This window comes from Nonomuraea sp. NPDC049725 (assembly GCF_040674795.1).
Taxonomy (GTDB): Bacteria; Actinomycetota; Actinomycetes; order Streptosporangiales; family Streptosporangiaceae; genus Nonomuraea; species Nonomuraea ceibae.
On record NZ_JBFANJ010000008.1, the window covers coordinates 236,487 to 249,282 of the forward strand.

Consider the following 12,796-nt stretch of genomic DNA (forward strand, 5'->3'; position numbering starts at 1 on the left):
CGTTAATTCGTCAGCTAATGTTTCGTCAACAAAATACTTGCTGCCGTATAGTGCGTCGCGTGGAGGACTCCGTCGACCGTCATCTCGCCCGCTGGCGCGGCAAGGCCCCTTACGACGAGCGCGTGGAGGGCATCGTCACCCGCATGCAGGTCCTGGTGAAACACCTGGCCCACAGCAAGGAGACGGCCCTGGCCCAGGTCGGGATGCAGGACTTCGAGTACGAGACCCTGCACCGCCTCGTGGCCGCCGGAGGCACCGCCACCCCCTCCCAGCTGGCCGCCGAGCTCCTCCTGTCACCCGCGGGCATGACGGGCCGCCTCGACACGCTGGAGAAGTCCGGCCTCGTCCGTCGCGTACGCGGCACCTCCGACCGGCGGCGCGTCGACGTCGAGCTCACCGCCCGCGGGCACGACCTGTGGATGGAGGCGATGCTCCTGCGCGCCGAGGTCGAGACCGCCCTCATCGCCGCCCTCACCCCCGCCGAACGCCAGACCCTGGACGGCCTCCTCAAGACCCTCCTGACCAGCGTCGAATCCCGCCCTTCCTGACAGCGCCCGCTCCTAACCCAGGCCCGGCCCTAGCCCCCGGCCCCGGCCCCGGCCCCGGCCCCGGCCCCCAGGGATTGGACACCCTCGAATACCGGCCGGTCGGTAGCCAGCCCTCACACGTGACGCGCCGAGAAGCCCCCATGCGGAGGGCCGAACGCCCGCGCCGGGTCAGCGGCCGGTGCGGCTCGCCACGATGACCTGGACCGTGTGCTCCAAGGCGTAGGCCGGGTCGGCGCCGCCGCCCTTGACCTGCTCGTCGGCGTCGGCCACCGCCTGCATGGCCCGCGACAGCCCCTCCGGCCCCCACCCGTTCAGCTGGCGCTTGACCCGGTCGATCTTCCACGGCGGCATGCCCAGGTGGCTGGCCAGCTGCCCGCCGCGCAGGTTACGCGGTGCGCCGCCCACCTTGGCGATGGACCGCAAGCCACCGGCCAGCGCACTCACCAGCAGCACCGGCGCGACCCCCGTGCCGAGCGCCCAGCGCAACTGCTCCAGCGCCTCGGCCAGCCGGCCCTCGACGGCCGAATCGGCCACGTTGAAGCCCGTGACCTCGGCCCGGCCCTTGTGATAGCGGGCCACGGCGTTGAGGTTGATGGTCTTGTCCTGCGTGTCGAACGCCAGCTGGCTGCACGCCGCCGCGAGCTCCCGCAGGTCGTTGCCGACGGCGTCGAGCAGCGCCTGGGCGGCGTCGGCGGAGATGCCGTGGCCCGCCCGCTTCACCTCCTGCTTGATGAAGTCGAGCCGCTCCCCCGCCTTGGTCACCTTGTTGACCGTGACCACCGACGCCCCGGCCTTCTTCACCCCGTCGACGAGCGCCTTGCCCTTGACGCCGCCGGGATGCGACAGCACGAGCACGACCTCGTCCGACGGCTGCTTCGCATAGGCCACGACCTCGGCGATGACGTCCTTGACCAGGTCCTGCGCCGACCGGATCACCACCACGGTCCGATCACCGAACAGCGACGGCGACGTCAGGTGCCTCAGCTCACCGGCGGTCACCTTCGACCCCACCAGATCGTGCACCTCGGCCGCCTCAGCGGCGCGCGCCGCGGCCACCACGGCGCTCACGGCCCGTTCGGCCAGCAACTCCTCGTCGCCGACCACCAAGGTCACAGGTGCTGGATCGGTTCCCGCCATGTCGAGCAGCATGCCATGCCCCACCGACAACCCGAAACCGGATCCCCGCCGATCGCGCCGTCCACCGGCGCTGCCCTCACCTGCCCGCTTGGCGCGTTCGAGTGATCGCTGGTAGGCATGTCGTCGAAGCACGTCAGGCCAGCAGTCCGAACGCGATCGCCCCCGGCGGTGAAGGAGCGGCTCATGACCACCGACCCGACGATCACCCGGATCGGCCAGGGGGTGGAGCTCAATCACCAGCAGGGCCGTCGTGACGCCGCCCGTGACCTGTTCGCGCAGATCTGGGATGACATCGGCGGCGAACAGGGCGACCCGCTGCACGTCTGCGTCCTCGCCCACTCGATGGCCGACGTCCAGGACGACGTGGGCCAGGAGCTGATGTGGGACCTGCGGGCGCTCGCCGCGGCCGACCTCGTCACCGACGAGCGGGTGGCCGAGGCCGGCGTGCCGCTCTCGGTGGCCGGCCTGTACCCGTCGTTGCACCTCAACGTGAGCGAGTGTTACCGCAAGCTCGGCGACCTCGACCGCGCCCGTGACCACCTCCGGCGAGCACGGGCCGAGATCGGCGCATTGGGCGACGACGACTACGGGCGGCTCATCAAGGGCGGCCTGGAGCGGCTGGCCGCCCAACTCGGCGAACCCGCCTGACCACACCGAGCCGCATTCTGCGCGGCGGCGTGGTTTCGGCGGGGTGCGGTCAGCGGCCACGAGCTACCACCGCCAGGGTGCCGTTGTGGGTGATGACTGCGAGGTCGCCGGATTTGTCCGTGCGGTAGATGCGGGCGCCGAGGTGGCGTAGGTGCGCAAGGGTCGGCGGGGCCGGGTGCCCGTACGTGTTGTCCTCGCCGACGCTGATCAGGGCGGCGCGCGGGCGTACTGCGGCGAAGAACGCGGGGACCTGCCGAGGCGAGCCGTGGTGGGGAACCTTGAGGATGTCCGCCTGCGGGACGGTGGCGCGCAGCAGGCTCTCCTGGGCTTCGGACTCGATGTCACCGCTGAGGAGGGCCGTGCCGGAGCGCCATCGTACGTGGATCACGATGCTGGCGTTGTTGAGGACGCTGCCTTCGCCGGGGCCTTCCGCCGTGGCTTCGTCCGCGCTGGGTGCCAGGACGGTCAGGGAGGCCGGGCCCAGGTCCCAGCCGGTGCCTGGGGGCGGGGTCCATTCGGGTGTGCGGTGATGGGCGAGCTCCTCGGTGAGGCGGGCGGTCTGGGGCGTCGGGTGGCGATGCGGAGTGGTGACGACGGCGCCGACGCGACGGTTGCGGTAGACGCCGGGGAGGCCGTTCACGTGGTCGGCGTGCGGGTGGGTGAGGATCACGAGCGGGACGTCGCGGACGGACAGGCGCCGCAGGCACGCGTCCATCACGGAGGGGTCGGGGCCGGTGTCGACGACCACCGCGCGGCCTGGACCGGCCGCCAGCACCAGGCCGTCGCCCTGGCCCACGTCGCACATCACCATGAGCCAGTTCTTGGGCGGCCAGGGGGCGATGATGGGCCGTAGCGCGATCATCGTGAACAGGGTGCCCGCTACGACGGCCAGCGTGATCGTCCGCCAAGCGCGGCGTCTCAGCAGCAGCACCGCCACGGCTGCCACCAGGGCCAGCAGGGCCAGTCCTGCCGCGCCTCCCGGCCAGGGGATGTTGGCCATCGGGACGTTCACGGCCCATTGGGAGACCAGGATGATCCAGCCGACGGCGTAGCCCGCCGGGACCACGAGCCACTGCGCGGCCTCGGGCCACACCGGGGCGATCAGCGCGGCGGCGAACCCCAGCAGGGTCGCGGGCGCGACAGCCGGACCGGCCAGCAGGTTGGCGGGGACCGCGATGAGGCTGATCTGGCCGGACATGAGCACCAGCACCGGGGTTACGGCAGCCTGAGCTGCGGCCGGCACGGCGATCGCCTCCGCCACCCACCGAGGCATCCGCCACCGCCGCCCCTTCGTCGCACCAGCTCCGGGGTGTTCGTCCGATCGGTACGGGGCGAGGGGTGATGCCGGTTCCCAGGTGGGCGGCAGGGGTGGCGGGTCCGAGGGCGTGGGGCACAGGGAGCTCGGACCCTGGGGGGTCGGATTCGGGTGCGGCGGGTGCGAGGGCGTTGGGCACGGGGAGCTCGGACCCGGGGGCGTCGGGCTCGGGGGCGTCGGGCGCGGGGGCGTTGGGCCCAGGAACGTCGGGCTTGTGGATGTCGGGCCCTCGGGCGTCGAGCCCGTGGACGCCGGGCCTGTGGACGTCGAGCCCGGCGGCGTCGAGCCCGGCGACGTTGGGCCCGGCGACGTTGGGCCCGGCGACGTTGGGCCCGGCGACGTTGGGCTCTGGGCTGTTGTGGGGGTGTTGGTGAGGTGGGCGCGCCAGCGGGGGGCCAGGAGCAGGATGCCTGCCGTTGCCGTTACCGACAGGGCGAAGCCGTAGGAGTGGGCCAGGTCGGGGGCGAAGAGGATCAACAGGAGGACCGTCACCGAGAGCGCCGCCAGGCCGTCCTTGGCGCGGCCGGTGCCCAGGGCGAGCACTGCGACGAGGCCCATGAGGAGGGCCCTCAGGACGCTCGGGGACGGCCTGGCCACCACGGCGAAGGCGAGCATGGCCAGTGCGGCGAAGGCGGCTCTGGGGGCCAAGGGGAGGCCGACGAGGCGGGAGAGGGCCAGTGCGGCGCCTGCGACTATGGCCAGGTTTGCCCCGCTGACGGCGTTGAGGTGGCTGAGGCCGGCTTCCTGGAGGTCGGAGTTGAGTTGGGGATCGATGCGGGAGACGTCGCCTACGACCAGGGCCGGGAGGAGGCCGCGCTGGTCCGGCGGGAGGACGTCGGCGGCATCGCGGAGGCCCTTGCGGAAGATTCCGGCTGCCGACTGAAGGTTGGACGGGGGCGTGAGGATGCGGGGCGGGGTGCGGACCAGGAGGGTCGCGGCGGTCAGGGGCGCGGAGGTGGGCTTGACGAGGCGGCCGGTGACCTCGACGCGCTGACTGGGGAGCAGGTGGCGCCATTGAGGGCCGTCGGCGAAGACCGTGATGGGGGTGTGGACGGTGAGGTGGTGGCGTGGGGTGCGGAGGGATTCGAGGGTGGCTTCGGCTACCACGCTGTCGCGGCCGAAGTGGCCAGGCTTGGGGCGTCTGATCTTGGGGTCGTTCGTGAGAGTGATCTCGGCGGTCATCGTGATGTCCTGGGCGGCAAGGGCTGCCACAGAGCCTGTGGTGACGGCGTGGAGGCGCAGGGCGATCGAGGCGGCGGTCGCGGCGACGCAGACGAGGATGGCGATCAGCACGTTGCGGCGTGCGGAGGTGGGGATGAGGGCGCATGCCGCTAGGGCCGACGCCGTTGCGAGGGCGGCGGTGGCTGTGGCGGCGGGAGTCGAGGTGGTCAGGAGGGTCAGGGCGGTCGTCCAGGAGGCCAGGGCGGGGAGGAGGAGTGGCCAGGCGCGCTGGACGACTCCTTCGAACTCGGGATCAGACTGGGACGGGGTCCCGGGTCGGGGCCGGCTTGGAGGGTGGGGGTGGGCTTGGAGCTGGGGTTGGGGCTGAGGGCAAGCGTCGGGATGCAGGCGGGATGGGGGCTTGGGCTCGGGCTGAGGATGGCACTGCGGCTGGGGGCTGTGGCCGGGCTGGGGGCGGTCGGCGGGTTGGGGGCTGCGGTGGGGCATGTCAGACGCGGACCTTGGGCTTGATTTCTTCGAACGTTCGAGGGCCTATGCCAGTCACGTTGCGGAGTTGGTCGATGCTGGTGAAGCCGCCGTGGGCACTGCGGTATTCGGCTATGCGGGCGGCGAGGACCTCGCCTACGCCTGGGAGTTGCTCCAGTTGGTCCTGGGTGGCGGAGTTGAGGTCCAGGACGGAGGCTTCGGGGGCGGGCGCAGCGGCGGTGGCTGCGGTGGGGGCGCCGACCATGATCTGTTCGCCGTCCACAAGGCGTCTGGCCAGGTTGACCGGGCCCAGCGGGGCTCCACGGCGGACTCCCCCGGCGGCTGTGATGGCGTCGGTCACCCGGGCTCCGATGGGCAGGGTGTAGACGCCGGGGTCGCGGACCTTGCCGGCGACGTGGACGGTGACCTTGCCGGTGGTGGGGGTGGTGGTCGCCGGTGGGGAGGCGATCGGGGCGGGGGCGGGCAGGGGCTCCGGGGCGGGGCGGGAGCGCCAGAGGAAGAACCCTGCGACCAGTACGGCCACGACGGCCAGGGCGAAGAGTGCGCGTACTCCTGGGCGGCCAGGGTCCAGGGCGGGGCGGGGCATGCCAGAAGCGGCGGCCAGTTTGGACAGTATGGACTCCCCGGAAGCGGCGGTCAGGCCGGACACGGGGGACGGGCCGGATATGGGGGCCGCGCCAGACACGTAGGCCCCGCCAGCGCCGGGGGCCGCGTCTGACAGTGCGGAGGAGCCGAGCAGTGGGGACCGGGCGGAAGCTGTGGGCGGGGCTGGTGAGATGTGGGGAGTGGGGGCGGTGCCGGTGCGGGTGGAGGCGCGGAAGGCTTGGAAGGAGGTGGGGATGCCGGTGAGCAGTGGGGCCCGGGCCGGGGTGGTGATGGACCGGAGCCGGGTCTCCGCGATGGCCCGCTCGGCGGCGAGGTCGTGGGTGCGCACGGCGAGGAATGTACGGACGCGGTGGGTGGTGCGGTGGGGCCGAATGGAGTTCTGTGGATAACCCGGGGTTCAGTGGGCGGGGGTGATGGTGACGCCCAGCATGCCTGGGCCCACGTGGACGCCGATGACGGCACCCACTTCCACGACGTGGGGGCGCGGCAGCCCGGGGAGCCGTTTGGCCAGGCGGTCCGCCAGGGCCTCGGCGCGGTCGGGGGCCGCGAGGTGCTGGACGGCGATCTCGACCAGTTCGCCCCCGGTACCCCCGGAGGTGTTGGGAGTGCCGGTGCCGGAAATGCTGCCCATGCCGGGAGGGTCAAAGGCTCCGGGGGCCCCGGCGCTCTCGGCGGCTCCCATGGCCTGGGCCGCGTGGACGGCTATGTCTTCCAGGCGGGCCAGGGCGCGGGAAGGGGTGCGGACTTTCTCCAGGAGGGAGATGCGGCCGTCGACCAGGTGCAGCAGCGGTTTGATCAGGAGGGCCGAGCCCAGCAGGGACGCGGCGGCGCCGATGCGGCCGCCTCGGCGGATGTGGTCGAGGGTGTCGACGTAGAAGAACGTGCGGGTGCGGGCGGCGCAGTCGCGGGCGGCCGTGGCGGCCGCTTCCGCGTCGCCGCCCGCGGCGGCTGCTCGGGCCGCCGCCAGGACGGGGTAGCCGAGGCCCATGCCGATGGAGCGGCTGTCGACGACCTCGACCGGGACGGGGGCGTCGCGGGCCGCCGTGCGGGCGGACTCGGCCGTACCGGAGAGGGCCGCCGACAGGTGGATCGAGACGACCGCGGAGGCGCCGCCTGCGGCGAGCGCCTCGTAGCAGGCGGCGAAGCGGGACGGCGCGGGCCGCGAAGTGGTTGCTGTGGCGATATTTCCCGAAAAATCGCCCTCGTCGCAGGCCATCTCCCCCAAGACCACCTGTACGGGAACCACCGTGACGCCGGGCACCTCGGGCAGGTATGCGGTGGAATCGGTCACCACGGCGACTTCAGACGGCATAGCCCGAGAGTAACTACTGAACCGGCGTGCCACCCCGCCACACCCGGCGCGGCTTGAGCCCGAAGGACCAGGCGAAGGCGCCCTCGTGGTCGGCGTCCCACTGGACGATGTCGGCCAGCCGCCCGGGCGCCAGCACGCCGCGGTCGGGCGCGCCGAGCACGGTGGCGCCGCCGAGCGTGGCGGCGCGCAGCGCGTCGTTGACGCTCATCCCGAACGCCGACACGGCCATCGCGATGACCAGCGACATCGAGGTGATGCCGCAGTGGCCGGGGTTGTGGTCGCTGCCGAGCGCGATCTGCACACCGTGCTTGATCATCTGGCGGACCGGCGGCAGGTTGCCGCGCTGGAGCGCGGTGGCCGGGCAGACGACGGCGGGCACGCCGTAGCGCGACATGATGGCGATGTCCTCGTCGGACATGTGGTGCAGGCCGTCGGCGGAGGCGCAGCCGAGCTCGGCGGCGAGCTGGACGGCGCCGCGGCGGCTGAACAGCCCGGCGTGGATGCGCGGCAGCAGGCCGACGTTGCGCCCCGAGGCGAGCACCCAGCGGGACTCCTCGGTGGTGAAGTGGCCCTCGTCGCAGTAGACGTCGACGCTGTCGGCGCCGGCCGCCGCCGCGTCGGCGCACCAGGCGCCCACGGCCTCGACGTATTCGCGCTGGCGGCCGAAGTATTCGGGGGGCACGACGTGGGCCGCGAGGAAGGTGACGTGCACCCGCGGCATCATCGGCTCCTTCTCCAGCTCGCGCAGGAGCCGCACGTCGGCGAGCTCGCCGTCGCGGGTGAGGTGGTAGCCGGTCTTGGCCTCGACGGTCGTGGTGCCGTTGAGGAGCCAGCCGCGCAGCCGCTCGCGGACGCCGTTGCACAGGGTCCACGGGTCGGTGCCTCGGGTCACGGTGACCGTGGAGCCGACGCCGCCGCCCGCCGCGGTGATGGAGGCCGCGCTGGAGCCGCCGGTGCGGATGGCCAGCTCGGCGTAGCGGTTGCCGGCGTAAACAGGGTGCGTGTGGGCGTCGATGAGGCCGGGCGTGACGAGGGCGCCGCCCAGGTTCTCGACGTGGTCGACGTCGACGATGTCGTCGACGACGCCGGGCACGCTCTGCGGCAGGTCGGGCGCCCGCCCGACCCACGCGATGCGGTCGTTGTGCACGAGGATGGCCGCGTTGCTGAGGACCTCGTTGCCGGTCCAGAGGCGGCCGATGTTGGTCAGAAGGCGAACGGTCACCGCATCACCGCCCCGTGCATGAGCAGCACGCAGCGCACGGCCTGTGCCGCGCCCACTGAGTCCGCTCCGGGTCCGGACGACATGGGGGGTCTCCTGCTCTCATCCGCAAATGCTGTGCGGTGACCGTATCGCCGGACGCATGATCCGGCGATTTCAGTTCAGTTACGTTATTTCACAGGTGGGCTCGCTGTACAGGGTTATTCGGAAGAAAGCCCACTCATCCCAGCCGCCACTCGGCCCCGATCTCACACACAGGCCCCCGCGCGTGTCCAGAACCACAGCAGCCATCGTCGAAACCCGTGCTCTGTCTCAATTTCGTAAGGCTTGGCTCATCGTAGCAACACCAGCCGCCCGGGACCACTGCCGCTTTTGGGCAGCTCTGCGCCTTTTAAAGCGAGAGCTGCCCTGCCGTGCCTTTATGCGACACGTTCGACCGGCTTGCCGACCCGCTCCAGCTCCTGGAAGAGGCTGGGCAGCACGCGGGCGTGCAGGATCGAGCCGTCCTCGACGTGGTCGAGCGACAGCACCTCGCCCTCCTTGTGGACGCGCGAGATCAGGTCGCCGCGCTCGTACGGGATCAGCAGCGTGACCTCGTGGTCCAGGTGCGGCAGCCGGCGCTCGATGAGGCTCATCAGCTCCGGGATGCCGGCGCCCGTGCGGGCGGAGACCACGATGCTGTCGCGTTCGCGCCTGCTGATGCGGTCGAGCACCTCCTGGTCGGCGGCGTCGGCCTTGTTGATCACCACGATCTCGGGCACGTCGCTCGCGCCCTCGATGGTGGCGAAGACCTCGCGCACGGCGGCGAGCTGGCCCTCGGGGTCGGGGTGCGAACCGTCGACCACGTGCAGGATCAGGTCGGCGTCGGCGACCTCCTCCAGCGTGGACCGGAACGCCTCGACGAGCTGCGTCGGCAGGTGGCGCACGAACCCGACGGTGTCGGCGATCGTGAACACCCGGCCCTCGGGCGTGCGCGAGCGGCGCACGGTCGGGTCGAGGGTGGCGAACAGCGCGTCCTCCACCAGCACGCCCGCCCCGGTGACCCGGTTGAGCAGCGAGGACTTGCCCGCGTTGGTGTAGCCGGCGATGGCCACGGCGGGCACCTCGCGGCTCTGGCGGTGCTGGCGCATGGTGTCGCGGGCGGTCGACATGCCCTTGATCTGCCGGCGCAGCTTGGACATCCGCTCGCGGATGCGGCGGCGGTCCAGCTCGATCTTCGTCTCACCGGGGCCGCGGCCACCGATGCCGACGCCGCCGGCGGCACGGCCGCCGACCTGCCGGGACAGGTTGCCGCCCCAGCCGCGCAGGCGCGGCAGCAGGTACTGCAACTGGGCAAGCTCGACCTGAGCCTTGCCCTCACGGCTGCTGGCGTGCTGGGCGAAGATGTCGAGGATCAGCGCGGTGCGGTCGATGACCTTCACCTTGACCGTCTCCTCGAGCTGGCGGAGCTGGCCGGGGCTCAGCTCGCCGTCGCAGATCACGGTGTCGGCGCCGGTCGACTCGACCACGTCGCGCAGCTCCAGCGCCTTGCCGGAGCCGATGTAGGTGGCGGGGTCGGGGAACTTGCGCCGCTGGATGAGGCCCTCGAGGACCTGGGAACCGGCGGTCTCGGCCAGGAGCTTGAGCTCCTGGAGTGAGTTCTCGGCGTCGGCGGCGGTGCCGGAGGTCCAGACGCCGACGAGGACGACCCGCTCGAGCCGCAGCTGGCGGTATTCGACTTCGGAGACGTCCTGGAGCTCGGTGGAGAGGCCCGCCACGCGGCGCAGGGCCTGCCGCTCCTCGAGGTCCATGTCGCCGGTCGCGAAGTCGTCGAGCTCGGAGTAATCGTGCATTCGTGTCATCTCTATTAGGGAACGTCTGGGCACCTCGGTGTCTTCCCCGATGGTGACACGACCTCACTCATGTCATCACCTGGTTATCCCGGCAGCACGCTCACGTCGCCGGAGCCGGAGGTGAGGTTGAGCTTGCGCGGGGAGGCGTCGTCGTCGTCGACGGAGACGGTGGCCTCGCCGGAGCCCACGTCGGCGGTCACGTCGTAGGCGCCGGCGGGCACCCGCAGGGTCACGTTGCCGGAGCCGGACTCCAGGTCGGCGCTGTCGGGGGCGCTGGCGTACTTGAGCTCGATCGCGCCCGAGCCGGCCTCGCCGGTGACGGTCTTGCCGGTCAGGCCGGAGGCGTCGATGTCGCCGGAGCCGGCGGTCAGGACGAGCGGGCCGCTCAGCGAGCGCAGCGTGATGTCGCCCGAGCCCGACTCCGCCTCGACCTTGAGCCCCTTGGGCACCTCGATGCGGTAGTCGACGCCGCAGCTCCCCCAGCTCGGCTTGCAGTCGAAGCTCACGCGCAGGGTGTCACCCTCGACGGCGTGCTCGGCCTGCGGCTTGTTGTCGCGCCAGCGCAGCGTCTCGACGACCCGGATGGCGCTGCCCCCGGTCTCGGTGATGACCGTGTCGCCGGACTCGCTCTTGACGTACAGCTTGGCCACCTTGTCGGTCACCTCATAGGACACGGTGTCCTGGTGGGTGGGGCCGCCGAGCCCGCCGAGGCCGCATCCCGTCAACAGCAGCGCGGAGGCCAGCACGCCGCCCGCGATCGCGATCGTCTTCATGCCTTCGATCATGTCGCGGACGGGCGACGGGGGCATCGGGGTTCCCCCCGGGACGACCCCTGCCTTTGACCTGCCGAACCCCCATGCTCTAGCGTCACTTTCATCATTCAGAACTTGGTTTCCACCATACGGAAAAGAGGAGCCATGGAGATCACCGGCCCGATGCACGACCGGTTCGACCAGATCCTCACGCCGGAGGCGCTCGGCTTCGTGACGGCGCTCCAGCGGGAGTTCGGCCCCCGGCGCCTGGAGCTGCTCGCCGCGCGCCAGGCCAGGCAGGAGGAGCTGTCGGCGGGCGGCACCCTCGACTTCCTCCCGGAGACCAAGGAGGTCAGGGAGTCGGAGTGGCGGGTCGCGCCGCCGGCGCCCGGCCTGGAGGACCGGCGGGTCGAGATCACCGGGCCGGTCGACCGCAAGATGACCATCAACGCGCTCAACTCCGGCGCCAAGGTGTGGCTGGCCGACTTCGAGGACGCCAACTCCCCCCTGTGGGACAACTGCGTCAGCGGCCACCTCAACCTGCGCGACGCGCTCGACCGCGCGATCGACTTCGAGACCGGCGGCAAGACGTACGCGCTCAGACCCGACGAGGAGCTGGCCACTGTGGTGGTGCGGCCGCGCGGCTGGCACCTGGACGAGAAGCACGCGCTGGTCGACGGGCGGCCGGTGGCGGCCTCGCTGTTCGACTTCGGCCTCTACTTCTTCCACTGCGCCCAGCGGCAGCTCGACAAGGGCCGCGGCCCGTACTTCTACCTGGCCAAGCTGGAGTCGCACCTGGAGGCGCGGCTGTGGAACGAGGTGTTCGTCCGCGCCCAGGAGCTGCTCGGCATCCCGCAGGGCACGATCCGGGCGACGGTGCTCATCGAGACGTACCCGGCCGCGTTCGAGATGGAGGAGATCCTGTACGAGCTCCGCGACCACTCGGCCGGGCTCAACGCGGGGCGCTGGGACTACCTGTTCAGCGTGATCAAGAAGTTCCGCACCCGGGGCCGGGAGTTCCTGCTGCCCGAGCGCAACGCGGTGACGATGACGGCGCCGTTCATGCGCGCCTACACCGAGCTGCTGGTGCGCACCTGTCACAAGCGCGGCGCGCACGCGATCGGGGGGATGGCGGCGTTCATCCCGTCGCGGCGTGACCCGGAGGTCAACGCGACGGCGCTGGAGAAGGTGCGCGCGGACAAGACGCGCGAGTCGGGCGACGGGTTCGACGGCTCGTGGGTGGCCCACCCGGACCTGGTGCCGATCTGCCGTGAGGTGTTCGACGGCGTGCTGGGCTCGCGGCCCAACCAGATCGACCGGCTGCGCGAGGACGTGTCGGTGTCGGCGTCCGACCTGCTGGCGGTCTCCGAGACGCCGGGCGACATCACCGAGGCGGGGCTGCGCAACAACGTGGACGTGGCTCTGCGCTACCTGGCCGCGTGGATGGGCGGGCTGGGCGCGGTGGCGATCCACAACCTGATGGAGGACGCAGCCACGGCGGAGATCTCCCGTTCGCAGATCTGGCAGTGGATCCACAACGGCATCACGCTGGCCGACACGGGCGAGACCGTGACGAAGGAGCTGGTGGAGCGCATCATCGGCGAGGAGCTGGCGAAGGCCGCCGCCGAGCCGGGCTACGACGAGGAGCTGTTCGGCCAGGCGACGGCGTTGTTCAAGGAGGTGGCGCTGGACGACGACTTCGCCGAGTTCCTGACGCTTCCGGCATACGCCCGCATGCCGTAAATATCCTGATATAGAG

General features: G+C 71.5%; 11 protein-coding genes and 1 pseudogene. 4 read left to right on the forward strand and 8 right to left on the reverse strand.

Features of this window, described 5'->3' with window-relative positions:
- Positions 1-59: 59 nt before the first annotated feature.
- Positions 60-548: a MarR family transcriptional regulator gene (locus AB0J53_RS22515; protein WP_219507482.1), complete on the forward strand. Its 489-nt coding sequence runs from the start codon at positions 60-62 to the stop codon at positions 546-548.
- Positions 549-716: 168 nt separating this feature from the next.
- Here AB0J53_RS22515 and holA read toward each other — a convergent pair whose 3' ends face one another.
- The gene (holA, locus tag AB0J53_RS22520; RefSeq protein ID WP_364175289.1) at positions 717-1,697 is read right to left on the reverse strand and encodes a DNA polymerase III subunit delta; all 981 of its coding nucleotides are present in this window, start codon (positions 1,695-1,697) and stop codon (positions 717-719) included.
- 171 nt (positions 1,698-1,868) lie between these two features.
- Here holA and AB0J53_RS22525 point away from each other — a divergent pair, with 171 nt between their 5' ends.
- Positions 1,869-2,333 carry a hypothetical protein gene (locus tag AB0J53_RS22525; RefSeq protein WP_364175292.1) on the forward strand — a complete coding sequence of 155 codons (465 nt, stop codon included), beginning with the start codon at positions 1,869-1,871 and terminating at the stop codon, positions 2,331-2,333.
- Positions 2,334-2,382: 49 nt separating this feature from the next.
- Here AB0J53_RS22525 and AB0J53_RS22530 read toward each other — a convergent pair whose 3' ends face one another.
- The gene (locus AB0J53_RS22530) at positions 2,383-3,606 is read right to left on the reverse strand and encodes a ComEC/Rec2 family competence protein (protein WP_364175652.1); all 1,224 of its coding nucleotides are present in this window, start codon (positions 3,604-3,606) and stop codon (positions 2,383-2,385) included.
- A 456-nt stretch (positions 3,607-4,062) separates the two neighbouring features.
- Positions 4,063-4,446 (reverse strand): annotated as a pseudogene (locus AB0J53_RS22535) (ComEC/Rec2 family competence protein); the annotation flags it as partial.
- Here AB0J53_RS22535 and AB0J53_RS22540 point away from each other — a divergent pair.
- Positions 4,375-4,983, forward strand: a complete 609-nt coding sequence (locus AB0J53_RS22540) for a hypothetical protein (RefSeq protein ID WP_364175659.1) — start codon at positions 4,375-4,377, stop codon at positions 4,981-4,983. The pseudogene AB0J53_RS22535 and the gene AB0J53_RS22540 sit on opposite strands and share 72 nt — an antisense overlap.
- A gap of 334 nt (positions 4,984-5,317) precedes the next feature.
- On the opposite strand, the gene AB0J53_RS22545 is transcribed toward AB0J53_RS22540, so the two are convergent.
- From AB0J53_RS22545 to AB0J53_RS22565, 5 genes are all read right to left on the reverse strand, one after another.
- Complete coding sequence (locus AB0J53_RS22545) at positions 5,318-6,250, reverse strand: ComEA family DNA-binding protein (protein ID WP_364175295.1); 933 nt, start codon at positions 6,248-6,250, stop codon at positions 5,318-5,320.
- A 69-nt stretch (positions 6,251-6,319) separates the two neighbouring features.
- The gene (locus tag AB0J53_RS22550) at positions 6,320-7,234 is read right to left on the reverse strand and encodes a DegV family protein (protein ID WP_364175298.1); all 915 of its coding nucleotides are present in this window, start codon (positions 7,232-7,234) and stop codon (positions 6,320-6,322) included.
- Positions 7,235-7,247: 13 nt separating this feature from the next.
- Positions 7,248-8,456, reverse strand: a complete 1,209-nt coding sequence (gene hutI, locus AB0J53_RS22555) for an imidazolonepropionase (RefSeq protein ID WP_219517764.1) — start codon at positions 8,454-8,456, stop codon at positions 7,248-7,250.
- Positions 8,457-8,872: 416 nt separating this feature from the next.
- Positions 8,873-10,285 (reverse strand): GTPase HflX, encoded by a 1,413-nt coding sequence (hflX, locus tag AB0J53_RS22560; RefSeq protein WP_364175301.1) that lies wholly within the window; start codon positions 10,283-10,285, stop codon positions 8,873-8,875.
- A gap of 83 nt (positions 10,286-10,368) precedes the next feature.
- Positions 10,369-11,058: a DUF4097 family beta strand repeat-containing protein gene (locus AB0J53_RS22565; RefSeq protein WP_357585175.1), complete on the reverse strand. Its 690-nt coding sequence runs from the start codon at positions 11,056-11,058 to the stop codon at positions 10,369-10,371.
- Between the two features lie 144 nt (positions 11,059-11,202).
- Here AB0J53_RS22565 and aceB point away from each other — a divergent pair, with 144 nt between their 5' ends.
- Positions 11,203-12,780 carry a malate synthase A gene (aceB, locus tag AB0J53_RS22570; RefSeq protein ID WP_364175306.1) on the forward strand — a complete coding sequence of 526 codons (1,578 nt, stop codon included), beginning with the start codon at positions 11,203-11,205 and terminating at the stop codon, positions 12,778-12,780.
- Positions 12,781-12,796 lie beyond the last annotated feature (16 nt).